We start from the raw sequence: 26,524 nt of genomic DNA, 5'->3' as shown, positions 1-26,524 counted from the left end.
GTTATCTGGGTTGGTTCACGGGGCAGCCGTTGAAAGGGCTCCGGATAGGCTTGTATCAGCATTCTGCCGCTGGGCGCGATTTGAATCATGATGTTCTGGAGGCGTTAGGCGTCGACGTTGTTGTTCTGGGCCGCAGTGACTCATTCGTGCCGGTAGATACCGAGGCCGTCAGTGATGAAGATCGTGCCAGAGGCCGCGCCTGTTCAGCCGCCCACGGCCTTGATGCCATTCTCACGACAGACGGTGATGGCAATCGGCCGCTGTTGGCGGATGAGCAAGGCAACTGGTTGAGAGGCGACATCGTAGGACTCTTATGTGCTCGTGAGCTGGATATTCAGGCGCTGGCGGTACCGGCTAGCTGTAATACGGCGATTGAGAATTCCGACGCTTTCGCTGAAGTGCTTCGCACACGAATTGGCTCGCCTTACGTGTTGGCTGGTATGGAGCAATTGGCTGATCGGTATGAGCGTGTTGCGGGCTTTGAAGCGAATGGTGGTTTTCTATTGGGCAGCACCATTGAGAAAGACGAGCGTTTGCTCGAAGCGTTACCTACCCGCGATGCCCTGCTTCCTGCGCTTACGCTCATGGTGTCTGCAGCCCGGGCAAACAAACCATTGTCGCAACTGGTTGCCGATTTGCCGGCCCGATACACGGCCTGCGACCGCCTGAAAGCCTTTCCACGCGAGCATAGCCAAAGCCTTCTGGAGTCGTGGCAGCAGGATTTGACGGCCATGCAGCGGGATCTTGGGCTGGATTCCGCGATCAAAACCGCAGATACCACTGATGGTTTGCGGGTAACCCTGGATAACGGGGAGATAGTGCATCTTCGCCCCTCCGGCAACGCGCCTGAGTTGCGCTGTTATGCGGAGGCAGAAAGCGAGCCGCGAGCGGTAGAGCTAGTTCAGGGTGTGCTGCGTAAGGTTTTGGGGTAGAGATTGTTGCCGCGGATACTGGGCGCCTGTGCCAAGTTAGTTGGTACCTGATTTCTTCGGGTTTTCTTTGGCAGCGCAATCGTCAAGGCAGATTTTCTGCAAGAAATTCTAATCCGCCCAATAAAGGGCTTCTTCGATACAAAACTAAAGGCTTAAAATGTTTCTTCCGATAATTATGGCCGGCGGCACTGGTTCGCGCCTGTGGCCCTTGTCTCGTCAACTGAATCCCAAGCAGTTTCTGAAACTCTGCGGTGATAGCACGCTGTTGCAGCAAACTCTGTCTCGCCTGGACGGACTTGAGATAGCGGCACCGGCCATCATATGTAACGAAGCTCACCGTTTTATGGTGGCAGAGCAGTTGCGTCAGTTGTCCGTTATTGATGCCAGCATTCTACTGGAACCAGTCGGTCGCAACACCGCTCCCGCCATCGCACTCGCTGCTTTGAATGCGACTCTTAACGGTGAAGACCCGGTGCTGTTAGTGCTCGCTGCAGATCACTTTATTGCTGATGACAAAGCTTTTCAGGAAGCCGTTCAGGCTGCCGAGGTTTTGGCGAGCAAAAACAAGCTGGTGACGTTTGGCATTGTGCCTACTCATGCAGAAACCGGCTACGGCTACATACAGCGGGGGGCATCACTGCTGCGGCAGGGTTTTGACGTAGCGCGGTTCGTGGAAAAACCTGATTCGGGTACAGCACAAAGTTATCTGGATTCAGGAGACTACTACTGGAACAGCGGCATGTTTATGTTCAAGGCGAGTGTTTATCTTGAGGCGCTGCGTGAATTTCGTCCGGATATTTTGAACGCCTGTACCCGGGCATTCGAGGGTGGCAGCCAGGACATGAATTTTGTGCGGGTAGACGACGCAACTTTTGCTGAATGCCCCGAAGAGTCGATTGATTATGCCGTAATGGAAAAAACGTCTGATGCGGCAGTGATTCCACTCGACGCGGGTTGGAATGACATTGGTTCCTGGTCAGCCTTGTGGGAGATTGGCAAAAAGGACTCTGAGGGCAATGTTTGCAAAGGGGATTCACTGGCCATTAATACCCGTAACAGCCTGATTCATGCCGAACATAAACTGGTTGCTACTGTGGGTGTGGAAGACCTAATTGTTGTGGAAACCAAAGATGCAGTGTTGGTTGCCCACAAAGACAGTGTTCAGGATGTCAAAAAGATCGTTGAAGCCATCAAAAACGATGGCCGTCATGAGCATATGAACCATCGTGAGGTATATCGACCTTGGGGTGTGTATGACTCGATTGACAACGGTAAGCGGTATCAGGTCAAGCGGATAACGGTTAAGCCCGGAGCCAAACTTTCGGTACAGATGCACCACCATCGTGCGGAACATTGGATTGTTGTAAGTGGTACCGCAAAAGTGACCGTTGGGGAGAAGGAGTTTCTGGTGACGGAGAATCAGTCTACCTATATTCCGGTCGGGCAAGTGCATTGTCTGGAGAACCCAGGTGTCATTCCATTGGAACTGATTGAAGTTCAGTCCGGATCTTATCTTGGAGAGGACGATATTGTGAGGCTAAAGGATCAGTATGGGCGCGCCTAGATTCGAATATCAAAAAATTTCGATAGCCATAGTCTGATATAACAGTGAATCGACACTAAGGGATACCTTGGAGTCAGTAGCATCAAAAACCTACGACATGAGCAACGGGGTGTGTTGGCTGCTCGGCCGGGAGTCACTGGGCTGGCGCAGGTGAACGATATTGATATGTCGACGCCAAAGTTGTTGGCAGAGACGGACCAGAAGATGTTGGAGAGTCTGACAGTTGGGGCTTACTTCAAGTATATCTTAATGCCGATGACTGGTAAGGGCGCTGGCGACAGAGTGCCAGGTAAAGACTGATAGCATTTTTCAGTCATGGAAACCGCAGATCTGCGTGGAACAGATAAAAGTGTAGACTTGCCACTGGCGAGCCCGCGGTTTCCTGGACGCCTACCAAACATAGTCACGTAACCTAAATGTTCATCATTTCTAAGCTCGCTATCGCACTCATCTCCCCATTGGGCTCCGCATTATTCGGCGGGCTACTGGCTCTGATTCTGGGCTTTGCGGGGAGGAATCGGTTGGCCTTGGGTCTGGGCGTGTTATCTCTGGCGTGGCTGTGGGCCTGGTCCTTACCAGTGGCCAGCCATTCCATACGAGGTTATCTGGAAAATCAGCACCCGGCGGTGAATGCCAGTGCCATGCCGGAGGCCGGTGCAATTGTGGTGCTGGGCGGGGGTACGTCGCCGTTGAGTTACGGAGAGCCCTACCCGAACCTTGGCGCAGCCTCGGACCGGGAATGGCATGGTGCGCGGTTGTATCAGGCGGGTAAGGCGCCATTGCTGATTCTGAATGGTGGGCATGATCCGCAATACCGGGCGACTTCTTCCGCCGAAGCTATGCGCTGGTTTATCAGCGAGCTGGGCGTGCCGGATTCCGCCATGCTGCTGGAAGAGCGCAGCCGGAATACCACCCAGAATGCGGGGTTCACGGCGGATATTCTTGCAAGCCGAGGCATAAACCGCATACTGCTGGTAACTTCTGCGCTACATATGTCTCGTTCCAAAGCGCTGTTTGAAGCCCAGGGGCTGGAGGTGATTCCGGCTGCTACGGACCACGAGATACGTGATCTGCCGGCCTGGCGGTACTGGCTTCCAAACACCGATGCGCTTGATGGGAGTAGTCGTGCGATTAAAGAGATCGTTGGGCGACTGGTGGGTAGGTAATAGCGTTAGAGACATAATATTGCGTTGCCTCAATCCCGGGGCTGAAGGGTTTCAGATGTTTAATTCCATGTTCCCGGTGGGCCGGTTCTATACTCGGCGAAGTAAGGAAATGATTGTGAGAGCGGAGGAGTCGTGTGAGCAGAGATAAACCGAATAAACACCCGGGCAGTAATTTTTTTGTTAAGGCCTTTCTAAATCTACCCAGGTTTCAGAAGCGGGTTGTTTCTGTACTTTCTGACGCGTTCGTCCTGTTCTTTGCTATCTGGGCAGCGTTCGCGCTGCGGCTTGAGCAACATCTCTGGTTGCCAACGCAAGGTCAGCTGACGGTTGCGGCGATAACGGTCGTGTTCACCATTGCGATATTTATCCGCCTCGGGTTGTATCGGGCGGTGATTCGCTATCTTGGCGACAAGGCCTTTCTGACGATTATCTATGGTGTTGTGGCGTCTGCTACGACACTGATCGTGTTGGGGTATCTGCTTCAGGTGTTTGTGCCGCGTTCCGTGCCCATCATTTATGGTGCCTTGGCCTTCTTGTTCGTGAGCGGCACCCGCCTGGGTGTACGGATGATCGTGAACCATCCCAGGCAGCGTGCCAAAGAGGCAGTAGCCATCGTGGGTGCTGGCGAAACCGGCATGCAACTGGCCTCAGCTCTGGAACAGGGCACGGAGTATCGACCGGTAGTTTTTGTGACGTTTGACCGTGCCAACCACAAATCCATGATCAATGGCCTGCCGGTAGTCAGCATCAATCACATCGCCAAGCATTTGCCCAGGCACCGGGTGCAGCGGATACTGCTGGCGCTGGATGAAAATTCCCAGGTTGATCGCAAGAAATTGCTGAAGCAACTGGAGCCCCTGTCTGTTCCGGTTCAGACTGTCCCCTCCATGTCGGAGCTGGTGGCTGGCCAGGCGCGAATTAACGATATCCGGGATCTGGAAATAGAAGACTTGTTGGGGCGGGAGCCGGTTCGGCCGGATTCTGCGGTTGTCGCCAGAAGCCTTTACCAGAAGTCTGTGATGGTGACCGGCGCCGGCGGTTCGATTGGCTCTGAATTGTGTCGCCAGATCATTCGCCATCGCCCACGTACACTGGTGTTGTTCGAGCAGTCCGAGTTCTCACTCTACGCGATTGAGCGGGAACTGAACGCCATCAACCAGGTTGAAGGGCTCGAAGTAGCGCTGCACCCTCTGCTTGGAAACGTGAACCATCGTCGCCGCTGCGAGACGGCTATGCGGGCCTTTGGTGTTGAGACGGTTTACCACGCAGCGGCTTACAAGCATGTTCCGCTGGTGGAGCACAATGTGATTGAAGGTGTGCAGAATAACGTGTTTGGCACCTGGCACACGGCGGAGGCAGCCATTGCTGCCGGTGTCGAGCGTTTTGTGCTGATTTCCACGGACAAGGCCGTTCGCCCCACCAACGTGATGGGGGCGAGCAAGCGATTGGCGGAACTGGTACTGCAGGCGTTGGCGCAGCGGCAGCAGAAGACCATTTTTTCCATGGTTCGCTTTGGTAACGTGCTGGGTTCTTCCGGCTCTGTAGTACCCCTGTTCCGGGACCAGATTCGCGATGGTGGCCCGGTTACTGTTACCCACCCCGATATTATTCGTTATTTTATGACCATACCCGAAGCCAGCCAATTGGTGTTGCAGGCCGGTAGCATTGGCGTGGGTGGTGAAGTGTTTGTGCTGGACATGGGCGAACCGGTGAAGATTGCGGACCTGGCCCGGAAGATGATCCACCTGATGGGCCTGGAAGAGAAAACCGAGGACGATCCTGGCGGAGACATCGAAGTGGTCTTTACTGGCCTGCGCCCGGGGGAGAAGCTGTACGAAGAGTTGCTGATAGGTGATGACCCACAGGGTACCTCACACCCCCGCATTATGATGGCGCGGGAAGTGTCTTTGCCATGGGAACGTATTGAGGATTTGCTCAGCCAGCTACAGCGCGCCAGCCAATCCTTCGACTGCGCCGCCATCATCGAAGTTCTGAAAGCCGCCCAAACGGGGTATGCGCCCAATGGTGAGCTGGAGGACCTGGTTTGGTGTAACGGGCCGTCAGAGGCAGTGGTGGCAGATCACCAGGGCGAGAAAGTGCACCGCTTGTCCGTGTAGGTCGGATTAGCCGAAGGCGTAATCCGACAAACACCAGGAGAACAGTCTTTAAATAACAGGGAAGGTTATGATGATCGACATAAAACACCACGGAGCGGTGACAGGCGTAACAGGTTCCTGCCACGAGTTGGTTGTAGGCAACTCCGGAATTCTGATTGATTGCGGCCTTTTTCAGGGCGAAGAGGCGGGCAACGGCGCCAATGCCTCGGACCTTTCCATTGAGTTTCCCATCAGCCATATCCGTGCGCTGGTGATTACCCATGTACACATCGACCATGTCGGTCGCATTCCCTATCTGCTTGCTGCCGGGTTCGAGGGGCCGATTATCTGTTCGGAGCCTTCGGCGATCATGCTGCCGGAGATTCTTGAGGATGCCCTGAAGATTGGCTTCACCCGGGACAGGGCGCTGATAGAGAGAGTGCTGGGGCTGATTCGGTCCCGGCTTGTGCCGGTGCCTTATGGGCAGTGGCATTCGGTTTTTGATGGAGAGGGTGAATCGCTGTCCACTCGGTTGCAGAGGGCAGGGCACATTCTGGGTTCGGCCTATGTGGAATGTGAAGCGGAGTGTGATGGCGAATTTGAGCGGATTGTGTTCAGTGGCGACCTTGGCGCGCCCGATGCGCCGTTGTTGCCGGAGCCCCAGCCGCCGGAGCGGGCGGACCGGGTGGTGATTGAGAGCACCTACGGTGACAAGGACCATGAGAGCAGGGAGAGCAGGCGGTACCGGCTTAAGGCGGTGTTGGAGCATGCGCTGGAGGATGGTGGGACGGTGTTGGTGCCGGCGTTCAGTATTGGGCGGACGCAGGAGTTGTTGTATGAGATTGAGAGTTTGATAGCGGAGTTTGGGGATTCTGCGGTGTCGGATTACGCATCGCGGGGCGATGCTAATCCGACCTACGTAGGTCGGATTAGGCGTAGCCGTAATCCGACATCCCGGCTTACCTGGAAAAATCTGGAAATCGTCGTCGACTCACCTCTGGCCGCCACCTTCACCCGAATCTACCGCGACCTCAAACCCTTCTGGGACGCCGAAGCCACTGAACTGGTCAATCAGGGCCGGCATCCGTTGTCCTTCGAGCAACTCACGGTCATCAACAGCCACGAAGACCACCTCAACGCCGTTGACTACCTGGCTAAATCACACCGCCCCTGCGTGGTGTTGGCCGGCTCCGGCATGTGTGCTGGTGGCCGGGTGGTGAACTACCTGAAGGTCATGCTGGCAGATAAACGCAATGACGTTCTATTCGTAGGTTACCAGGCCAAAGGCACCCCGGGTCGGGATATCCTCACTTACGGGGCGCAGGGTGGCTGGGTTGAACTGGATGGCGAGCGTTATGATATCCGCGCCCGGATGCATCAGGTGGGTGGTTACTCAGCCCACGCAGGGCAATCGGATTTGGTGCGGTTTGTGAGTGGTATTGAGCCGCCACCTTCAGAAATCCGGATTGTGCATGGGGACGCGGACGCCAAGGAGTCACTGAAAAGTCAATTTCATTCCGTCGGGCTAAAGGGGATAATGATTCCCGGTTTGGCCTGAGCCAGTTATGTTTCATTAAAGGATTATTGGAATCATGAAAAAAATCGCAGTAATTGGCCTCGGATATGTCGGTCTGCCTTTGGCAGCAGCCTTCGGGGAAAAGCGCGAGATTGTTGGCTTTGATATCAACGCAAAGCGCATTGCTGAATTAAAGGATGGTGTGGATTTTACCCGTGAGGTTTCCCGGGAAGAACTGGCGGAGTCAAAGGGGCTGTCGTTTGCCGATTCCCTGGAAGGTATTCGCGATTGCCAGATTTATATTGTGACGGTTCCTACGCCAATTGATGAGTTCAAATCACCGGATTTAACACCACTGGTTAAAGCCAGTGAGAGTGTGGGGAAAGTGCTCAAGCGTGGCGATATTGTTATTTATGAGTCCACGGTTTATCCGGGCGCCACGGAAGAGGTTTGTGTGCCTATTCTTGAGAAAGTGTCGGGCCTGGTTTTCAATCAGGACTTCCACGCTGGCTACAGCCCGGAGCGGATTAATCCCGGCGATAAAGAACACCGTGTAACCACTATTAAAAAGGTGACTTCTGGATCAACGCCGGAAATCGCTACTGAAGTGGATGAACTCTATGCCGGTATTATTACCGCCGGTACCCATAAAGCCAGTTCCATCAAAGTGGCTGAAGCGGCGAAGGTAATTGAGAATACCCAGCGCGATTTGAATATTGCGCTGATGAATGAATTATCGATGATCTTTTCGAAACTTAAAATCGATACCCATGAAGTCCTTGCAGCCGCAGCAACCAAATGGAACTTCCTGCCTTTCAAGCCGGGCCTGGTTGGCGGGCACTGCATTGGTGTGGATCCATATTATCTGACCCACAAGGCCCAGGCTATTGGCTATCATCCGGATATTATTCTGGCTGGCCGCCGGGTCAATGACAATATGGGGCCCTATGCGGCATCGGAGCTGGTGAAGGCGATGATCAAGGCGGGGCACACAATTGCACGTGCCCGCGTGTTGATCATGGGTTTTACCTTTAAAGAAAATTGTCCCGATTTGCGTAATACGCGGGTTATTGATGTGGTTAAAGAGCTGTCTGAATTTGGTTGTAAAGTGGATGTCACGGATTGCTGGGCGAACAATGAAGAAGCTGAGCATGAGTACGGCATTTCATTACACCAGAACCCGGAGAAAGGACAATATGATGCGGTATTGTTGGCAGTGCCGCACCGGGAATATGCAGTGCTTTCTTCCGGTGAATTGCGGGAATACCTGAAAGACAATGGTGTATTGTTTGATCTCAAGGGTGTGTTGCCATTGGGTGAAGCCGATTTGCGGTTGTAGTCTTTTGGTTATTTAAATTAAGCCAGCCTTCGGGCTGGTTTTTTTATGGGTGCCTGTTTTGTGAAGTAATATTTTGCCATATTTAAAATTATCGATTATTATGAGTTTTGAATTTTAGGTCATTTCAATTGTAGTGCAATTAATAAGGGTTTGTATCCATGGCAAAGATAAACGATTACTACCAGAAAAAGCAGCTTATGGAAAAGCTCTCTGAAGAACTGGCGAAGCTGGAGCAGGACCAGGCGCTAAAGGGCGAACTTGAGTTTGAAAACAAGGTTCGCGAGTTAATGACGAAGTATGATAAATCGCCGAAAGACGTTCTTCAGATTCTGGGAGCTATCGATCCCTTTATTGCTGGTGCCAAGGCTGATACCGGTAATGGTAGCCGTGCCAAGCGGCCGATGAAGACCTATAAGAACCCGCATACCGGTGAAGTGGTTCAGACCCGTGGTGGTAATCACAAGGTTTTGAATGAGTGGCGGAAGAAGCATGGGAAGGAGACTGTGCAGGGTTGGCAGCAGGATTGATTATATTTTTGTCGCAGCCGCGGTGTCGGATTACGCGCCGCGGGGCGGCGCTAATCCGACCTACGTAGGTGGGATTAGGCGAAGCCGTAATCCGACAACCCAGAGCATGCGTTGACCATCGATTCAATCGTTCCCACCCCCAAAAACCACCACCCGGTTCCTTCCCCCTTCCTTCGCCGCATACAACGCCTCATCCGCCTGCTGTAACCACTGCATATGATTCTCCGGCCCTTCGGTTAGCGGAGCGATGCCGATGCTGACGGTGTACTGGATCGGCGCGACAGTGGTTTGTACGGTGCTGTTCTGGATGGTTTCGCGGATGCGTTCGCAAATTATCTGTGCGCCTTCGGGGTCGGTTTCCGGCAGAATGATGCCGAATTCTTCGCCACCGTAGCGGCCGGGGCTGTCGGACTGGCGGAGGCTGTCCTTCATGACTTTGGCGGTGTATTTGATGACTTCGTCGCCGGCGAGGTGGCCGTAGGTGTCGTTTACCGGTTTGAAGTGGTCAATGTCGAACATCACGAGGCAGGTGGGGTGGCCGTAGCGGCGGTACCGTTCGAATTCCGCATCGATGAGGTTTTCCCAGGTGCCGCGGTTGAGCAGGCCGGTGAGGCGGTCGGTCATGCTCAGCTTGGCCAGCTGTTCGTTGGCTTTCTCCAGTGCCCGTTTGCTGGTGGCGATGTCGGTGACGTCATAAACCATCAGGCAGATCTTATCCACTTTTCCGTCGGGTGCGGAGAGGGGGCTGATGGTCAGGTTCTGGAACATGAAATCTTCGGTGCCGGTGATCGGGCGTGTGTTGCGAAAACGGAACAGGTAGGGGCGCTGTTCCCAGGATGTGAACGCCCGGGTGTTGAGCATGACTACGGAGTCTACCTTGCGGGTCAGCCAGGCTTTGGGGATGTCGGGAAACACGTCAAACAATACCTGCTCACGGATCCTGCTGGCGGTGATGCCGCTGTGGTGTTCCATAAAGCCGTTCCAGGCCTGCACGCGGAAGTCCAGGTCCAGCACTACCAGGCCCACTTCCACCGATTCCAGCATGTCGACCAGCCAGTGAAAGGTGCTCGCTTCTATCTCTTTCATTGCCATGATTAGTCCACCAGGTACTGCAGCCGTTGTTCAAGGAAGGGTACTGAGTCTTCTGTAAGCAGTACCAGCATGTCGCAACTGATGCCCCTGTCTTCCAGCTCGTAGCTGATTTCAATGCATAGTAACTTTTCCTGTCGCGTGCTGTGGTGCTCCAGCAGGTCTCCGATCTGCCGATGCTGGCCCAGCACCGTAGGGTGGCCCAGGCCGAGTTTGAGGTCCAGCTGGTCGCCGATGCCTTTGAGAAAAGCGCCGAAGAGGATGCTGGACATGTCCATGAGCACCTCTACCTGGACGGTTTCGGGGTCCATTTCTTCGTAGTGGAGCAGTTCGGCCATGTCGTTGAAGCTGGCATCGGAAAACAGTAGCAGTGCCTCACCGGCGATTCCGGACCCCGTGAATCCCTGGCAGACAGCGGAATAACAACTGTCTTCCTCGGCGGCGGAGATGGCCATGCTCAATTCTGAGCGGGCAATCATCTCCACCCGGGGAATCGGCTGTTTGACGAAGACCCGTAGCAGTCGCGCCAGCAGATCCGATGAGCGGCCCATGGCGACGTTAGAGATTTCCTGCAGGTAATCGTTGAGGCTGATGGTGGCTTCATCCGCCGCGGGTTCAGCTTTCTGCTCGTCGGTTCGTTCAGTAACAGGAACGAGATCCTCCGGCCGTAGAAAGCCGTAGTCCTGCAGCAGTTTGATCACCAGGTCGGTGTCTGTGGGCTTCTTGATGAAGTCGATGGCGCCCAGTTTGCGTACCCGTTTCCGTGCCTCGGGCTGGATGTCGCCGGAGACCACAATCGTCAGAACCGGAAGATCTTCTTTCAGGACTGTTTCCAGCACCTGGTACCCGTCCATTTCCGGCATGTTGAGATCCAGGAACATCAGCTCACCGGCGCCTGCCCGGAGCTTTTCCAGGGCATCGCGGCCATCGATGGCGAAGGTGACGTCGGCGTTCCAGTTGGCGGGCAGGGCGCGGGCCATTTGTTTGCGAGCGAACGAGGAGTCGTCGCAGATAAGAACGCGGGTGGTCATGGCTGCTCCGTTTATTATTTTCGCCAGTATAGCAGTGGCGCCCCTGAATTCTATGCCCTGTGAACTGACTCACTCTATTGGCCCTGGCGCCTGGGATATAGTGTCTCTGCGGTAACATGCAGTAACAAAAATAATAACTGCAGGCGCAAGGCCGGGCGTCGGATGGCAAGGCCTACTAACAAATCAGAGACACAACACTATGAGACAGGATGCTTATTGGTATGCTGTCCCTCTCACCATCTGCCTGGGTATTTCGCCTGTTGCCCTGGCAGAACTGGAGCCCATTTCCGACAAGGAAATGAGCCAGGTGCAAGGGCAGGCAATGATGTCGGTAGACAATGTGGTTGGAGCTAACCACCAGTTTACCCGCGTAACACTGGGCATTGATTCCGAGAAGCGGCTGAATGCCGACCACGTGATTATGGGCGGGGATGATACCGGCGCCGATCTCGATATCGCCAATTTCGCGCTCGGGCACTATGTCCGGGACGATACCCGTGTTCAGATTGATGGCAATACCTACAATGTGGACGAGGTGGTTCCGTTTGAGGGCATCGAGCCCTACCTGGAACTGGCTGAACGGGACGGCAAGCTTTCCGGTTTTCGCTTTGGCCTGAACCAGGCGCGTGGCACGCTTTCCGGGGAGATCGCCAGCTTCAGCGGCAACCTGGGCCTGAAGATCAACGATGCCAGTGGTAATCCGGTGGATGCCACCCTGTTTGACAGTGCAGGTGTAGCCACCAACCACCGTGCTACCCAGATAGGCCTGGCGGCGGAAGATGGAACCTGCAGTGAGTGCGTGCCATTGACCAACCTGCTGTCCATGGACGTGGGCGTGGATAATGGTGACGGCACCGTTGGCTTTACCAAGGACCTGTTCCTGGCATTCCAGAGTGAGTCTGTGGATTGGCAGGATCTTGATGGCACCAACATGATTCAGGGGCCGGAAGGGGTGTTCCTCAATTTGCCGACCAGTATGACGTTGGATATGCAGACGTTGCAGAATGGGGTTCAGCGGGAGCGGACGCATTATGTGGATCGTGGTATGGGGATGTTTTGATTACAATACCCTCCATCCGACCCATTAACGCAATGCAGGAGTCCTTTCGGTGATCCGCTCTTTCTACTGGCACGATTACGAAACCTTCGGTGTCGACCCCGTACACGATCGCCCCTCCCAGTTTGCCGGTGTGCGCACCGATGCTGACCTGAACATCATTGAAGACCCGCTGATTATCTACTGTGCCCCGGCGGACGACTATGTGCCCGCGCCGGAAGCCTGCCTGATTACCGGCATCACGCCACAAGCGGCCCTGGGGAGCGGCTTCCCCGAGGCGGAGTTCATCGCACAGATCAACGAGGCCTTCAGTCAGCCCGGCACCTGCGCCGTTGGGTACAACAGCCTGCGCTTCGATGACGAAGTGACCCGTCACACGCTTTACCGCAATCTGCGGGATCCCTACGCCCGGGAATGGCAGAACGGCAATTCCCGCTGGGACATTATCGACATGGTGCGGCTGACCTTCGCACTGCGGCCGGAAGGCATCAACTGGCCGAAGAAGGAAGACGGCAGTCCCAGTTTCAAGCTGGAAGAGCTCACTGCAGCCAACGGCATCGCCCATGAAGCGGCCCACGACGCCATGTCGGATGTGGAAGCCACCATTGCCGTGGCAAAGCTGATCAAGGAAAAGCAGCCCAAGCTGTTCGACTTCGTGCTGCAGAACAAAGACAAACACTCCGCCCGCGCCATGCTGGATACCGCCAGCATGAAGCCGGTATTCCACATCTCCGCCAAGTACCCGGCCACCCGGGGCTGTTGTGCGATGGTGGCGCCGGTGGCTGACCACCCCACCAACAAGAACCTGGTGATTGTCTACGACCTGCGGGAAGACCCCAGCGAACTGATCCACGCCAGCCCTGAACAGATTCGTGAGCGGGTATTCACTTCCCAGGCAGATCTGGGGGAGGGCACACGCCGGTTTCCCCTCAAAGGCGTGCAACTGAACAAATGCCCGGTGCTGGCCCCGGCGACCATGCTGAAGTCGCTCTCTGAAGAACGGCTGGCGGAACTGGAGCTGGACGGTGACAAGCTGCGACAACACCTGGCCATTCTCCGCAAGGCTCCTGACCTGCCTGGCCGGATTGCCCAGGCCTTTGACCAGCCCCACGAAGGCGACCTGACCGACCCGGATGAACAGCTCTATGCGGGTGGATTTATCAGCAAGACTGACCGGGAAAAGCTCAACTGGCTGCTGCAGCAACCAGTGGAAACGCTGGGGGAGCAGGAAGTGCGGTTTGAGGATGGTCGCCTGGAGGAGATGCTGTTTCGGTACCGGGCGAGGAATTATCCCGATACGCTGATTTCGGAAGAGCAGGAGAAGTGGGAAGAATTCCGACAGCAGCGGTTAATGCAGCCCAAGAAGGGCTGGCGGTCGTTGGAGGAGTTTTTCAAAATTCTGCAGACGCTGGCTGCGGATCCCGAGCTTACACCGGAGAAGCGGCATGTTCTGGAGGAGTTGCAGTTGTATGGGGAGTCTTTGATTCCTTATGTTTAGCGTGGAAGTGGGGTTGTCGGATTACGGCCCTTTGGACCTAATCCGACCTACATTACTGGGTGTCGGATTACGCTTCGCTAATCCGACCTACCGCTATGGGTCATGTGGCTCACGTAGGTCGGATTAGGCCCAAAGGGCCGTAATCCGACAAATCATCCTGAACGACAATCACCGCCGCCGCTGAAAATAAACACTCAACCCTTGCCCCATCAAACTCTGCACCTCACTCCCCAGTGCCTCTGCCTGAATCTGCTGCTGCACGGGCTTTGTGGCCAAACTGTGGCCGTCGGTGTCCCGCGCCTTGACCAGTTTCCACTCCACTTCGTTACTCACCAGCGCCATCAGCTCCTTCAACTGACGGGAATCCTGCTCGCAGAACCAACGGTCCCGGCAGCCGCCCAGGCCGTAGAAGTCGATTTCAGATACCAGCGACTGCCACATCGGGTCCTGACGGTTGGTGAGAACCATTTTACGGAGCTGGCGCAGGGCAGTGCGGGTGGGTTTGAGGTTGTGCTGGGCAACCAGGTGACGGATCTGTTTGTCGCCGTCGGTCTGTTCATCGACGGCGGTGTGCATGTGCACCACGGCACCATTGCCGGTGGCGGAGCTGACCAGTGCTGCCAGGGATACGTCTGTCATTTTTGCCGAGGGCAGGCGGCCGATTTCGATCCAGTGCACCTTGTGGTCATCGGCCACGAATCGCTGGGCGATGGACCAGGGCCAGAAGACGATGTTGTCGATGCCCATTTCGCCGGCCAGCCTGGTAGCCTTGGCGATATTGGCCAGGGACTCGTCCACGGCGATGACTTCCACGTCCTTCAGGTAGTGCGCCAGTTCCATGGCGCGCTGGCCGGACTGGGCGCCGCAGACCATGATACGCAGAGTGTCTGGCAGTTGGTCGGTGTTCATGCCCAGTTCCGTCGCCATCATGGTTTTCAGACTGGATTCAGTACGGTATGCGAGCTTTGACCAACTAGGCCAGGCCTGGGGTACGTCGGTTTTCTCCAGGCAAAGTTCTTCGGCTTTTTCATCAAAATTCTGTTTGATGGCTTCTTCCGAGGCGCGGTTATAGTAGCTGGCCGCCATCACTGACTGTAGGGCGACGGGCCAGTCCACCAGGTTCCAGCGGCCAAGCTGCACCGCAAACCTCTGGTGGAACATGGCGCCATACATGGCGCTGATGATCAGCGAGCCGATCATGCCGTCCTGTTCCTCGCCCATGGCCAGTTGCGCACAGATGCTCTCATTAATGGCCGAGACCAGGCGTTCCTCGTCATCTTCTGCCGTCAGGGCGTAGCCGGTGCGGTCTGCATAGATCGCCAGGGCGAGTGCCAGTGGCTGGAGTTCATCCCGCAATTCAACGGTTTGAGCTACTTCGGCGATGATGGCGCGGCGAAGCAGGGTGACCAGTTCCTCCACGGCGGGATCCGGCATCAGGGTTTTTTCCAGGGCCAGGATCAGCAGTTCGTCTTCGCTGGCGGCGTCCAGGGCGACCTGGGCGTTCGGATTTTCCAGGTCATACTGTTGGCGGATGATGGCACCCACGAAACGGCCGATTTCCTGGTGGGGCAGGCCTTTGTGGCGGAGCAGGAGGATCGCGTCCCGGGCCAGTTTTGAGTCCGCTTTCTGTACGTCCAGCTGTTCGGCGCAGGTGAGCATGCCGCTATAGACGGACGGCCATTCCAGGCCCATCTCCAGCAGTTTTCGGTAATGCAGGTAGGCCACATCAAACTGGCCCTGCAAGCGCTTGGCATGGGCAACCCCGCAGAAAGCGGCGGCGGATTGCCGGTCCATCTCCAGGGCCTGGATGAAATACTGCTCCGCCAAGGCGGGGCGTTCGGAACGGATGGCCCAGTAGCCCAGGTTGGTAAACTGCTGCGGTTGCGCGGGATCCTGGCTCAGGCTGTCTGTGAACAGGGTATGCGCTTTCTCGAGGTGGCCCTCATCCAGCTCTACTCGCCCAAGCAAGCCCAGCGCTGTGGTATTGCCCGGCTCCTGCGCCAGGATCTCTCCCAGATAGCCCCGGCACTCATACCGTGCTTTGACGCGCTGAACCAGCGACACCGGGCTGTTGGACTCCCCATAGGCGAGGTTAGCCTGCAGCAGAAGCCGCGAGATATGAACCTTTTGTGCATCTGTGGCGTGGATGTTGTGCTGTGCTTGCATGGGACACCTCGTAAAACCCCGCCGCGGCAACCGAGCGGCAATGGTCTGCAGTTTTTTGACGTTTTGCAGTGCTTTAAGAGAAAGGTAGCGAAACCCATGCCAGTTTGGGGCAAACCGTAGGTCGGATTAGGCGAAGCCGTAATCCGACAACCCAAGTCTGATAGCTGCGGTGGCTGCCCCGGAGTCGGGCTTTGGTGGTAACGTTGGCATTTGTCGGATTACGGCCCTTTGGGCCTTTTATGCCCTTTACGGGTAAATCCGACCTACGCGGGAATCAACGGGCCAGGGAGTTGTAGGTCGGATTAGCAAAGCGTAATCCGACAAAACAAACCAACAGAAAACTCCAAAACGAAACAGCCGGACTCAAAGCCCGGCTGTTTCGTTCGTTTACTTCAGATCGATACTTAGCCCTGCAACAACTGCAACACCTGCTGTGGCCTCGGATTGGCCTGGGCCAATACCGAGAGGCCAGCCTGCGGGAGGAGCTGGGTACGGGCGAGTTCGGCGGATTCTGCTGCGAAGTCGGCATCGCGGATTCAGCTGTTGGAGGCCGAGAGATTTTCGGAGGTTGTTGCAAGGTTTACGATTGTGGATTCGAATCGGTTTTGAACTGCTCCGAGCTCGCCGCGGAAGCCATTGATGGTATCGATTGCGTAGTCCACTGATATTATGGAAAATCTGCGCACCTCAGGTGCTGAAATATCCACAGTGTTCATGTTCTCGGTATCATTTTCGACCGTGGCGTTCACAGTGTTATTCAGATGGCCGGGCCCGTCGAAAACCCCATCAGCATTTACGTCACCTCCAATGGAAATATCAAAAGCTTGTCCAAAGACCGACGAAAAGATGATGTCGTCGTTTTTGGAATTCAGATTAGCCTGGACCGCGGTCTCCTGTATTTTGCATTGAGTTGGCTTTCGATAACGGCACGCCAGGTATTTGCCATGCCATTGGAACGCCATATTTCAATTTATCGGAATCCTATCGGCACCATCGCTTATTCTGGGTCATTGATTGATTGCCGAATCCAAGGGTCAGAATCAAGCGAATACTGCTTCCGGGTAACAGACCTGAAATGTTGGGGCAACGCTGACAGACAGCTAATAAATGCTTCTTCCCATCGCTTCAGGTAGGTTGCAATGTCTTGCTCGTTTGTCAATGCAATGGCATGTGAGAATCCAGCGTACAGAAAATGGCGTACGGTCCCGCGAATCATGTAATAGAAACCTGGATCCTCCGGCAATAATTGCCCTTCTAAATACCTGCTGATTTCAGAGCACAGTCTGGTAATATCTTTTTTGCCCCTTATGCGCCGGCTCTTGAGGAGATTCCGTAGTTTGAGCGCTAGAAGTTGGAGTTTTTCTTCAGTGTGGTCCAAGCCTTCCTGCATCTCGTTCAGGGAGACCGTTTCGGCATCTGGGCTAAAAATCAGATTCAGAACACGGGATTTTTCAGAAGGATCGCCATACTCAAGTGCTGATTCTTTGAATTGACTTGTTGTAAGCCAAGTGGCTCCTTCAATGTCGGCGCCGTCAGCACAATTAAAAAACCGTGTTTCCGGAGACGATACTCGGGTTGATTGGATCAGGACTTCAACAGCTCTTTTCGCAGTAAAATAGATTGGAGTCGTGTGGACGATGCTGTCGTTTACACCCCTGACTGTAAAAGTTCGCGCCTTTGAAAAAGCCTTGCTTGCACCTTCTTTAAGCTCGTTTCCAATCGCATCGTCCTTACTTTCCATATAAACCGAGCGCTGTGAGTGATGCTTGTCGTGTTCCTTGAACCCGAAATCGGTGCCAAAAAGAAAGATATTACGGAGGCCAAGCTGACTACAAATCGCTGTGGCGGCGTTTGTACAAGTGGGGGCACCACCAGAGATACTTTTTTCAGGTGATCCAAAAAGAGACGCGATGGGGCTTTCGCTTTTAAAGTAGAGCCGCTGGTCTCCAAAAAGCCCCCAGATCAGGGGGCAGATCTGCGACGCCGCAATGATTTTAATAGACTTGAGCTTTTCGTGATCGTAGGAGCTGATCACCCTGTAGTTAAGAAAATCTGATTCTAGTTCAACATGAAAATCCGGATAAATATCGTTTTCTATCAGAGCCCTTAACCCAGTGCCTGCACTCACAAGAATAACCCTGTCCCGAACAGATTTGATATCGTCAATTCGGTCATCCAGCGACGGGCCACTCCCAACAATCAAGGTAGGGGTTTCGGAAATGACGCTTCCCTTAGAGGGAATGGTTCTAACTTTTTCGTGGAAGGCATGTAGTGCATTGTTCAGTTGGCGAACTTCATCGTCGTAGTGGCCCCAGGTCGTCAATGTTGCCAGAGCTTCGCGGTTGATGCGCTCCGCAACCGTGGTCATGGTGCGGTCGCCCCTTTCATTCAGGAATAGGTTCATTACTGGAAAAATCGGGGTGAAATGCACTAAATGCTTTACCAGGGCTGGCCAGAGGGCCTCTTCTGTTTTTTCGACTCCAATCAAAAACCTGAGGGAGCGCCCATTTTTCTGGAATTTTGAGGCCACCCTGGCCCAGTCGACGGTAAGCAGGCTGGCTGCAAAAATTTCCAGCTCGGGTTCGATGATTAAGGCGTTTTCTACCTCTGAGGTGGTCACAAGTTCTTCGATCTGATACCCAAGCCCTACCCCCTGAAAAACCACAAGTGGGAAGAAGTTCGGCATCTTATATCCGGTGAAAGATGACCGGTCTAATGGCGATTGACTGATAATTGCATCCACAGCCTGATGAGCAAATCTGGGATGATAATAGTCACCAGGCCATGGTGGTGGAAGGGAAGGCAAGAATGATCCTTCTCGGAATGTGGACTTGAACAATTCCACGCCTTGATGTGCTCTTGATTTCCCTTGACCTTCGTAGAGGGATCTTCCATCCAGCTGCAAGTCAACCTCGTCCTCGACATTGCTGATAACGACTTCGGCCTTGGTGGGCTTGTAGTTTGCGAAATAGGAATAGATGCTCGGGTAGGCTTTCTGGAAAAAGCGGAGATTGGCTTCTCTTCGCTGCACAAACTCGATGGCTTTGTTTTGGACCACAAAAATCTCCACGACAGTCATTTTTTCAAACTCTAACACATGGCCTCGAGGCTGACAGGCCACGAGGCGCATGGAGAGTTTCATAACTACCCCGGGTGGCGAGGCGTCATGTCTTGATTGCTGCTTATCCCTGTAGCAGTTGCAGCACCTGTTGGGGCCGGGCATTGGCCTGGGAGAGAACGGACAGGCCGGCCTGCTGGAGTACCTGAGTGCGGGCAAGCTCTGCCGTTTCGGCCGCAAAGTCCGCGTCCCGGATTCGGCTATTGGCGGCGGACAGGTTTTCTGATGTCGTGCTCAGGTTTGCAATGGTGGACTCGAAGCGATTCTGCACGGCGCCCAGCTCGCTGCGGATACTATTGATCGTTGTGAGTGCTGAGTCCACCCGTTTTATCGTATCGTTGGAACCTTCGACAGTCTTGACGTCAATGTTTTCGAGGCTGCCTGTAACGGCAATTACCTCGCCATCAAGGAAGCCGGCGTTTTGCGGGTTGTTGCCACCGATGCGGATGGTGTCGAGCGCCTCAATACTGACTTGGCCTGTCAGCGTGCTGCCAATGCCCTCCACTCCGGTACTGGCTACTGCAGTGTCAAAACCAATGCTGGCTGTTGAGGCTGCGGTCAGTGTTCCTGTTGCGGATTCCGAAACCAGCTCGATATTCCGGCCTTCATCGTCATTGAAGACTATAGTGCCAGCGGTAGTACCCTCGCTGGCGGAGAAGCCGTCCAGTCCCAGATCGTTGACTGCAGTCACGACCTCGTCAAGAGTAACGCTGTCACCGCCACTTCCAACGGGAATGGTTACTTCGACGGCGGTGGTACCGACATTGAGGTTCAGAGAATAGGTTCCGCCTGAAGAACTACCATCCGTTACCTCCCCAAAATTCAATGTCTGGACGTTGGTTGCCGATACGGTGGGGAGTCCAGGTATGTTCGCTGAATCAATAGCCTCAGCCTTGGCTTTGGCCGAAGTGTCGCCGTCCGTTCCCGGAATTTCGAAGGGATCGCTCTCGCCAACCGAAATTGTAAGGTCGCCCTCCGCGAGCGCGGCATCACCGACATCCCTGGTTCCGGACTGAGCAAGCCCACCAATCTGGTCGGTTTGAGACCCCTTGGACAGGTCCACTTCGATGGTGTCGCCAGAATTGGCGCCCACCTGGAAGGTTTTCTCGCCAAATGAGCCGTCGAGAACCTTGAGGCCATTGAATGTTGTCTGATCTGCAATGCGGCCGATCTCCTCTACCCGCTGTTGGACTTCCTGGTCCAGTGCCAGGCGATCAGAGGCACTGTTGGTGGCGTTGGCCGACTGAACCGCCAAGTCACGGATGCGCTGAAGGTTATTGATTACCTCACCAAGAGCGCCCTCGGTTGTCTGAGCGAGTGATATACCATCGCTGGCATTGCGCTGGGCGACATTAAGGCCGGAGATTTGCGATTGGAAGCGAGTCGAAATGGCCAGACCGGCGGCATCATCCTTGGCGGAGTTAATGCGCAAGCCGGAAGACAGGCGCTCAAACGCCACGTTGGCATCGGTCTGGGATTGATTGAGATTGCGCTGTGCGTTCAGCGATGCAATGTTGGTATTAATGACCTGGGGCATAACAATTCTCCCTGCTCAAAAGGTGCCGGAAGCCCGATTCCCGAAGTGTGGAGAATCCCGCCGGCGCAATTTCATTTGATTGCTGTTTAATTGATTTAAGCGAAGGGTGTGCCAGATTTGTCTTTTCGTTTTCAATATACTGTTTATTATTAAGAAATTTATATTTTTTCACGAAACGCTCGAAGGATCTCGACGAAGGTTTACGAAGGAAAGGGAAATGAATTGCCGCTTTTTCAGACGCTCAGGTCGCCTTGGTGGAGGGCGGGAAGAGGGCGCCGATGCCTTGATTTACATTCCTTTACAATAACGACGGGATTTTTTCTAAAGGAACCTGGGCCTGCGCCGTTAAGAAAAGCAACAGGGCGGCGCTCCCTAATATAAAGAACGGGCGCCAGACCTTTTCCATGAAATAACGACATAAGTCGAAGGAGAAGCAATATGGCTCTCGGTATCAACACTAACGTTGCATCCCTAAGTGCTCAGAACCAGCTGCAGAAGTCCCAGGATTTGAGTAATCAGGCTCTGGAGCGTCTGTCTTCCGGCTTGCGCATCAACTCCGCCAAAGATGATGCCGCCGGTCTGGCCATTTCCACCCGGTTCCAGTCTCAGATTCGTGGTCTGGATGTTGCTACCCGCAACGCCAACGATGGCATCTCTCTGGCACAGACTGCTGAAGGTGCCCTGGACGAAATTACCAACAACCTTCAGCGCATCCGCGACTTGGCGGTTCAGTCTGCCAACGCCACCAACAGTGCTTCCGACAGGCAAGCGCTGAACCAGGAAGTAGAGCAGCGTCTGGCAGAAGTGGAGCGTATTTCGACGCAGACAGCTTTCAACGGACTCAAGGTCCTGGATGGCAGCTTTGGTGAGCAGAATTTCCAGGTAGGTGCCAACGCCGGGGAAACCATTGGGGTGGATCTGTCTCAAGGTACTCGCCTGGAGCAGGTCGGTTCGTTGGCTTCGGCAGAAGGTACTGCCGTTACCGGTGACGCTCTGACGGCAGGCGAGTTGAAAATCTCTGTAGGCGATGGCGAAGCTGTTGAAGTTGGTGCTGCGTCAGGCTCGGCAGACAAAATTGCTGAAGCAATAAATAACGCAAACGTTTCCGGGCTTACTTCCGTATCTGCGACCAACGTTCAGACTCTGGCTTTCACTGACGTCACTGGTGGCTCCACGGGTGGCAGCTACAACATTGATGTGGCTGTGGGCACCACGTCGATCGATCTAAGTATTTCAGTCGGCAGCGGCGCTACCATTACTAGCGCTGACATTGCGTCTGCGTTGCAAGACAAGGGAATTGAAGGCTTGACTGTATCTGATGGGTCAGCCGCTGACACCATCAAGTTCGAAGACTCAGAGGGACGGAATATTACTCTGTCAAGTGAGTCTGTGACGGGTGGAGGTGTATCTGCCGCGGGTTCAACTGGCTTTGCCGCGGGTACGTCTGCCGGGGAATTTCAGGATGGCGTAGCTCTAACTGGTAAGGTGACAATTGAGGGCTTAGAGGATATCACCCTTGAAGGCGCTGGAGCTGCTAAGGCCGGCTTCACTGATGGACAGGTCATTGCGGCAACAGGTTCGCTCGAAACGGTGAGCGTAGCAACGGTAGACTTGGCCAACGACGCAATTAAGCGCATTGATTCTGCCCTCGGTTCCGTCAACGGGCTGAGAAGTGAGCTGGGTGCGGTCCAGAACCGCTTCGACTCAACCATTGCCAACCTGGCGACCACTTCAGAGAATCTGAGCGCCGCCAACAGCCGTATCCTGGACGCCGACTTCGCCGCGGAAACTGCGAAGCTCTCCAAGGCCCAAGTGCTGCAACAGGCCGGTATCTCCGTACTGGCACAGGCCAACGCGCGGCCTCAGCAGGTTCTGTCCCTCCTGCAGTAATCGGGGCATAGCGGTAAAAGCCGGGGCTTTCGGGCCCCGGTATAACGCCGTTTGAGGATAGCGAGGTAAAGCTATGAATGACGTTAACCTGAACAGCCCGGATCTGAAGCTGGTTCGTTCCAGTGATCAGGCACCGGTAAGGGCAATGTCGTCATCTCAGGCCGAAGGCAGGAATGCCTCAGCCCAGGTTGCACCTTTATCAGCCGGCCGTGCAGACCGTGCGCAGTCTTCCAGTCAGGCCCCCAATCAGGGTGAGCAGCCTTCGAAAGCCGAGCGGCTTGAGAATCGCAACCAAGCCCAGCGGGAGAAACTGGATGACGCGGTGTCGCAGCTGAACGATTTTGTTCAGAACGTCCAGCGGGATCTGCAGTTTGAAGTGGATAACGATCTGGGGCAGACGATTGTAAAAGTGGTTGATCAGTCTACCCAGGAAGTTATTCGGCAGATTCCGGATGAAGTTGCATTGAGGTTGGCAAAAAACTTGCAACAGGATGAACCGCTGACGTTATTTAACATCAAGGTGTAGAAGCTTGCCGCTCCTGGCCTGATGTAAATGACGGACTTTCAGCACCGCCGCACCCGAGAGGGGCCGGCGGTGTTCTGCGTTTTGGGGAGGGGGTTTCGGCTACATAGTGTTACAAACTAGCGGAATAAATAGGCAAAGTTTTGCCGCCTTTTGCCGATAAACTGAACAGAAGCGATTTTCGCTCCCTTGAGGGGACAGGGTTATGTCAATTTCATCATTAGGCGTTGGTTCCGGGGTTCTTACCTCTGATCTGGTGGATCAGTTGGTTGCTGCCGAGCGCAAACCGACAGAAAATCGCCTGACGCAGCAGACACAACGGAGCGAAGCTCTGTTGTCTGCCTATGGCAAGCTCCGCAGTGCGGTAACCGAACTGCGCCTGCCCATGCGTCAACTCAGCGCGCCGGATAACCTGAAGGCCTTTTCTGCGACCTCGTCCAACGAAGCGATTGGAGTGTCCGTCGACAGTACGAAGGCTAACCGGGGCACCTATAGTGTGGACGTGACCAGCCTGGCCAGCGCGCAGGCACTCGCTTCCAACGATGTGTTTGACGATCGTGATTCAACCAGTGTGGGTCAGGGTACGCTGACGCTTAATGTCGGAGACAAGATAACCAATATCACCATCGATAGCAGCAACGATACTCTTCAGGGGCTGGCCAACGCTATCAATGACTCTGATGCGGGTGTTTCCGCAGGAGTAATCGATACGGGTAGTGGTTTCCAGCTGGTGCTTTCCGCCGATGAAACCGGAACCGCCAATGCCGTTAGTATTTCGGTGTCCGGCGATTCGGGCGGCACTGATACGGATGCTGAGGGTCTCTCCCGTTTTGCCTTCAGCAGCGGAATGGATGCTGGTGCGGGACTGCAGCAGACCATTGCTGCTACCGACGCGGTAATGAAAATCAACGGGGTAGAGATCACACGCTCTACTAACAGCTTTGAGAATGTCATTGATGGCCTGACCTTCGACATTACGGGGACCGGCACATCTACCATTAAAGTGGAGCAGAATTTAGGGGCGGTTTCTGATCGGGTTCAGGGATTCGTCAGTAAGTTTAACGCTCTGCAATCAACGATTGATGGCCTTGCCGGTTTTAACGCAGAATCCGGTAGAGGGAGTTTGCTCACCGGAGATGGCACAATTCGAGGCATCCAGAACCAGTTGCGTCAGGTATTGACCCGTGTTGTGCCCGGCCTTGAAAATTCCAGTGTTCGCAGCCTCGCGGATGTTGGTATCACAACCAACTTTGAAACTGGCGGGCTTGAGTTTGACCGGACGAAGTTTGAGGAGCAGCTCAAGAATAATCCGGATGATGTTACCGCACTGTTTGCGGAACAGGGTCGTGCGACTGACAGTCAGGTAGAGTTTGTTCGTAGCGGCACCGCAACTCAGCCGGGCAGCTATGACATCAACGTCACACAGGCGGCCTCTCAGGGAAATCTTCTCGCCAATAGTGCCCTGGCCGACGGAATTGTGATTGATGGCAGCAATGACGAACTGACATTGCTGGTCAATGGGGAAACGTCCGTAAGCCTGCAGTTGACCCAGCAGACCTACACAACTGCCCAGGATCTGGTGGATGAGATTCAGTCCCAGCTTAACGCCAATAATGCTCTCAATGCTGCCGGCACGTCTGTGATGGCTGAGCTTGATGGGAGCGGCAATCTGAGCTTCACCTCGTCAAAGTACGGTAGTGAGTCTGCGGTTTCTCTCACGTCTGCGGAAAACGCTGCCACCTTTGGTCTGGATTCGGTTACCAATACCGCGGGTGTGGATGTTGCCGGCACGATTGACGGCCGGGCAGCAGAAGGTGACGGCCAGGTTTTATTCCTGGGTAGTGGGAATGGTGACGCTTCGGGACTGCAGGCCCGTATTCTTGGTAATGCAACAGGTAGTCGGGGATCCATAACCTTTATTGAAGGCGTGGCAGAGCGCACCGTCAACCTGGTGTCCAGTTTCGTCGGGGCCGATGGAGCCCTCGAGTCCAGGACTGATAGCCTGAACCGGGAACTGGAGCAGATCCAGGAGAGTCGGGTCCGGCTTGAAGAGCGGATTGAGTCTTATCGCGAGCGCCTGGTCAGCCAGTTTTCAGCTGCGGATTCACTGATCTCTCAACTGAACAGCACTCGGGACTATGTCACTCAGCAGCTTGCAGCATTGGCGCCACAGAACAATCGCAATAATCGATAATTGTTGCATGAAGAGTTAACAAAGAGGCCACCTATGAATGGTTTACAGGCATATCAGCGCGTTAATACCCAAACCAGCATCACCGATGCGGACCCACACAAATTGATCCAGCTTCTCTACAACGGAGCCCTTGAGCGCATCAACATGGCCAAGGCCAGGATGCAGGCGAAGGACTTCGAGGGCAAAGGCAAGCTGATCTCCAAGGCTATTGAAATCATCAGCGGCCTGCGTGGCTTCCTGGATTTCGAGAAAGGCGGCGATCTTGCAGAGCGTCTGGAGTCACTCTACGACTACATGGAGCGGACCCTGTTCGAGGCCAACGCCAAAAACGACGTCGCCAAGCTTGATGAAGTGGCCGACTTGTTGCGGCCTATCAAGGACGGCTGGGACGGCATCCGCGAAGAGGCGACTTCGCTGCAACAGCAGGCGGTGTGATTGCAGTTGGTCAGCCGGTTTCCGGTTTTGATTGCCGGATGGGCTCTGGTTGCGATTTTCTTGGCAGGCTCTTCGTTGGTGTCTGCAGCGGAGCCGGCAACGGAGGAAGCGGTTACTTTCTCCATTCCCGACGTCTGGCCCTGGGCCTATGAAGACGATGCCGGAGAGTTGCGGGGTAGTCTTATTGATGTTGCTAATCGGCTCTCTGCCAAGACCGGTATTCCTGTTATCCCCCGATTAAGGCCGCTGCGGCGGGCGATTGTTGAGCTGCGCAAGGGCACCGTCAATTTCAGCATTCTATTCCAGAACCCCGAACTGGATATTGAGGCAATCAACGTTTCCTCGGTAACCCAGGTGAATTTGCTGCTGGCAGCCATGGCGGAGTCAGACTATCCGCTCACGCTTGGGGCGTTGAAAGGCAAGCGTGTGGCGTATATTCGTGGCACCTATCTCGGCGAGATTTTTGAGCAGGATACAGACGTTGTGAAGGTGCCAGTGAGCGCCATCAGCCAGGCAGTGGAGTTACTCTCGCTGGGGCGGATTTCGGCGATTCTGGCCAGTGATCACAACATCTACCGCACACTGTCGTCGCAAAATCTTGGCCGGGACCTGTTGCGATATCATGAGCACGTGCCTGGTCAGAAGGGCGTGCTCTACATGTCCCGGGCTTCAAGCCGGCCAGAGGTCGCCCGCAAGTTCAGTGCAGCCATTGATCAGATGGAAGCCGACGGCGAGCTCTACCGTATTTTCTATAGCAACGCGGCCAGCACCTACAAACACGACACCCTCCTTTCCGCCCAATAGCCATTCCCCCCGCTGTCCCGTACAATATGCGGCTTATTTTCG

General features: G+C 54.6%; 19 protein-coding genes and 2 pseudogenes. 15 read left to right on the top strand and 6 right to left on the bottom strand.

Annotated elements, in window-relative coordinates; genetic code table 11:
* Positions 1-80 precede the first annotated feature (80 nt).
* The 8 genes and pseudogenes from FDP08_RS20445 to FDP08_RS05735 all read left to right on the top strand — a co-directional run bounded on the left by FDP08_RS20445 (position 81) and on the right by FDP08_RS05735 (position 9,140).
* Complete coding sequence (locus tag FDP08_RS20445; RefSeq protein WP_228263241.1) at positions 81-932, top strand: phosphohexomutase domain-containing protein; 852 nt, start codon at positions 81-83, stop codon at positions 930-932.
* A gap of 157 nt (positions 933-1,089) precedes the next feature.
* Positions 1,090-2,496 (top strand): mannose-1-phosphate guanylyltransferase/mannose-6-phosphate isomerase, encoded by a 1,407-nt coding sequence (locus FDP08_RS05765; protein ID WP_137435042.1) that lies wholly within the window; start codon positions 1,090-1,092, stop codon positions 2,494-2,496.
* 102 nt (positions 2,497-2,598) lie between these two features.
* Positions 2,599-2,796 (top strand): annotated as a pseudogene (locus tag FDP08_RS20440) (sugar transferase); the annotation flags it as partial.
* Positions 2,797-2,912: 116 nt separating this feature from the next.
* Entirely contained in the window at positions 2,913-3,662 is a 750-nt protein-coding gene (locus tag FDP08_RS05755) for a YdcF family protein (RefSeq protein WP_137435041.1), read from the top strand.
* Positions 3,663-3,796: 134 nt separating this feature from the next.
* Positions 3,797-5,779, top strand: coding sequence for a polysaccharide biosynthesis protein (locus FDP08_RS05750; protein ID WP_137435040.1), 1,983 nt, complete (start codon positions 3,797-3,799; stop codon positions 5,777-5,779).
* 70 nt (positions 5,780-5,849) lie between these two features.
* Positions 5,850-7,316: an MBL fold metallo-hydrolase RNA specificity domain-containing protein gene (locus FDP08_RS05745; protein ID WP_137437235.1), complete on the top strand. Its 1,467-nt coding sequence runs from the start codon at positions 5,850-5,852 to the stop codon at positions 7,314-7,316.
* A 34-nt stretch (positions 7,317-7,350) separates the two neighbouring features.
* Positions 7,351-8,613 carry a Vi polysaccharide biosynthesis UDP-N-acetylglucosamine C-6 dehydrogenase TviB gene (tviB, locus tag FDP08_RS05740; RefSeq protein ID WP_137435039.1) on the top strand — a complete coding sequence of 421 codons (1,263 nt, stop codon included), beginning with the start codon at positions 7,351-7,353 and terminating at the stop codon, positions 8,611-8,613.
* Between the two features lie 158 nt (positions 8,614-8,771).
* On the top strand, positions 8,772-9,140 hold the full coding sequence (locus tag FDP08_RS05735; RefSeq protein WP_137435038.1) for a histone-like nucleoid-structuring protein, MvaT/MvaU family: 369 nt from the start codon (positions 8,772-8,774) through the stop codon (positions 9,138-9,140).
* Positions 9,141-9,263: 123 nt separating this feature from the next.
* Here the strand turns inward: FDP08_RS05735 and FDP08_RS05730 are convergent, their stop codons facing one another.
* Together FDP08_RS05730 and FDP08_RS05725 are read right to left on the bottom strand one after the other, a co-directional pair.
* Positions 9,264-10,232: a sensor domain-containing diguanylate cyclase gene (locus FDP08_RS05730; RefSeq protein ID WP_137435037.1), complete on the bottom strand. Its 969-nt coding sequence runs from the start codon at positions 10,230-10,232 to the stop codon at positions 9,264-9,266.
* 2 nt (positions 10,233-10,234) lie between these two features.
* Entirely contained in the window at positions 10,235-11,260 is a 1,026-nt protein-coding gene (locus FDP08_RS05725; protein ID WP_137435036.1) for a response regulator, read from the bottom strand.
* Positions 11,261-11,459: 199 nt separating this feature from the next.
* On the opposite strand from FDP08_RS05725, the gene FDP08_RS05720 reads away from it, so the two are divergent.
* Together FDP08_RS05720 and sbcB are read left to right on the top strand one after the other, a co-directional pair.
* Positions 11,460-12,320, top strand: a complete 861-nt coding sequence (locus FDP08_RS05720; RefSeq protein WP_228263240.1) for a hypothetical protein — start codon at positions 11,460-11,462, stop codon at positions 12,318-12,320.
* A gap of 49 nt (positions 12,321-12,369) precedes the next feature.
* Positions 12,370-13,815: an exodeoxyribonuclease I gene (sbcB, locus tag FDP08_RS05715; protein ID WP_137435035.1), complete on the top strand. Its 1,446-nt coding sequence runs from the start codon at positions 12,370-12,372 to the stop codon at positions 13,813-13,815.
* 168 nt (positions 13,816-13,983) lie between these two features.
* Here sbcB and FDP08_RS05710 read toward each other — a convergent pair whose 3' ends face one another.
* The 4 genes and pseudogenes from FDP08_RS05710 to FDP08_RS20600 all read right to left on the bottom strand — a co-directional run bounded on the left by FDP08_RS05710 (position 13,984) and on the right by FDP08_RS20600 (position 20,636).
* Entirely contained in the window at positions 13,984-15,981 is a 1,998-nt protein-coding gene (locus FDP08_RS05710; RefSeq protein WP_137435034.1) for a tetratricopeptide repeat protein, read from the bottom strand.
* Positions 15,982-16,385: 404 nt separating this feature from the next.
* Positions 16,386-16,643, bottom strand: a pseudogene (locus FDP08_RS20695) (flagellin); the annotation flags it as partial.
* Positions 16,644-16,978: 335 nt separating this feature from the next.
* Positions 16,979-19,123, bottom strand: coding sequence for a motility associated factor glycosyltransferase family protein (locus FDP08_RS05700; RefSeq protein ID WP_170978975.1), 2,145 nt, complete (start codon positions 19,121-19,123; stop codon positions 16,979-16,981).
* A gap of 40 nt (positions 19,124-19,163) precedes the next feature.
* Positions 19,164-20,636: a flagellin N-terminal helical domain-containing protein gene (locus FDP08_RS20600; protein ID WP_137435032.1), complete on the bottom strand. Its 1,473-nt coding sequence runs from the start codon at positions 20,634-20,636 to the stop codon at positions 19,164-19,166.
* Positions 20,637-21,074: 438 nt separating this feature from the next.
* Here FDP08_RS20600 and FDP08_RS05690 point away from each other — a divergent pair, with 438 nt between their 5' ends.
* The 5 genes from FDP08_RS05690 (at position 21,075) to FDP08_RS05670 (ending at position 26,482) form a co-directional block, all read left to right on the top strand.
* On the top strand, positions 21,075-22,526 hold the full coding sequence (locus FDP08_RS05690; protein ID WP_137435031.1) for a flagellin N-terminal helical domain-containing protein: 1,452 nt from the start codon (positions 21,075-21,077) through the stop codon (positions 22,524-22,526).
* A gap of 73 nt (positions 22,527-22,599) precedes the next feature.
* A complete protein-coding gene (locus tag FDP08_RS05685; protein ID WP_137435030.1) occupies positions 22,600-23,052 on the top strand; it encodes a flagellar protein FlaG in 453 nt (150 codons plus the stop codon).
* A gap of 202 nt (positions 23,053-23,254) precedes the next feature.
* Complete coding sequence (gene fliD / locus FDP08_RS05680) at positions 23,255-25,243, top strand: flagellar filament capping protein FliD (RefSeq protein WP_137435029.1); 1,989 nt, start codon at positions 23,255-23,257, stop codon at positions 25,241-25,243.
* Positions 25,244-25,276: 33 nt separating this feature from the next.
* Positions 25,277-25,678 carry a flagellar export chaperone FliS gene (gene fliS, locus FDP08_RS05675; RefSeq protein WP_137435028.1) on the top strand — a complete coding sequence of 134 codons (402 nt, stop codon included), beginning with the start codon at positions 25,277-25,279 and terminating at the stop codon, positions 25,676-25,678.
* Complete coding sequence (locus FDP08_RS05670) at positions 25,679-26,482, top strand: substrate-binding periplasmic protein (protein ID WP_137435027.1); 804 nt, start codon at positions 25,679-25,681, stop codon at positions 26,480-26,482.
* The last annotated feature ends 42 nt before the right edge of the window (positions 26,483-26,524 follow it).

Origin of the sequence: Marinobacter panjinensis (assembly GCF_005298175.1) — a bacterium.
Classification (GTDB): domain Bacteria; phylum Pseudomonadota; class Gammaproteobacteria; order Pseudomonadales; family Oleiphilaceae; genus Marinobacter; species Marinobacter panjinensis.
Note: the sequence above shows the minus strand (reverse complement) of the source record. Positions and strands in the feature narration are given on the sequence as shown.

Coding starts and splice junctions, on each gene's coding strand:
- FDP08_RS05685 (WP_137435030.1), top strand. CDS start 22,600: ATGAATGACGTTAACCTGAACAGCCCGGATCTGAAGCTGGTTCGTTCC.
- fliS (WP_137435028.1), top strand. CDS start 25,277: ATGAATGGTTTACAGGCATATCAGCGCGTTAATACCCAAACCAGCATC.
- fliD (WP_137435029.1), top strand. CDS start 23,255: ATGTCAATTTCATCATTAGGCGTTGGTTCCGGGGTTCTTACCTCTGAT.
- FDP08_RS05710 (WP_137435034.1), bottom strand. CDS start 15,981: ATGCAAGCACAGCACAACATCCACGCCACAGATGCACAAAAGGTTCAT.
- FDP08_RS20600 (WP_137435032.1), bottom strand. CDS start 20,636: ATGCCCCAGGTCATTAATACCAACATTGCATCGCTGAACGCACAGCGC.
- FDP08_RS05700 (WP_170978975.1), bottom strand. CDS start 19,123: ATGAAACTCTCCATGCGCCTCGTGGCCTGTCAGCCTCGAGGCCATGTG.
- FDP08_RS05745 (WP_137437235.1), top strand. CDS start 5,850: ATGATCGACATAAAACACCACGGAGCGGTGACAGGCGTAACAGGTTCC.
- FDP08_RS05765 (WP_137435042.1), top strand. CDS start 1,090: ATGTTTCTTCCGATAATTATGGCCGGCGGCACTGGTTCGCGCCTGTGG.
- FDP08_RS05735 (WP_137435038.1), top strand. CDS start 8,772: ATGGCAAAGATAAACGATTACTACCAGAAAAAGCAGCTTATGGAAAAG.
- FDP08_RS05725 (WP_137435036.1), bottom strand. CDS start 11,260: ATGACCACCCGCGTTCTTATCTGCGACGACTCCTCGTTCGCTCGCAAA.
- FDP08_RS05755 (WP_137435041.1), top strand. CDS start 2,913: ATGTTCATCATTTCTAAGCTCGCTATCGCACTCATCTCCCCATTGGGC.
- FDP08_RS05730 (WP_137435037.1), bottom strand. CDS start 10,232: ATGGCAATGAAAGAGATAGAAGCGAGCACCTTTCACTGGCTGGTCGAC.
- FDP08_RS05690 (WP_137435031.1), top strand. CDS start 21,075: ATGGCTCTCGGTATCAACACTAACGTTGCATCCCTAAGTGCTCAGAAC.
- tviB (WP_137435039.1), top strand. CDS start 7,351: ATGAAAAAAATCGCAGTAATTGGCCTCGGATATGTCGGTCTGCCTTTG.
- FDP08_RS05720 (WP_228263240.1), top strand. CDS start 11,460: ATGAGACAGGATGCTTATTGGTATGCTGTCCCTCTCACCATCTGCCTG.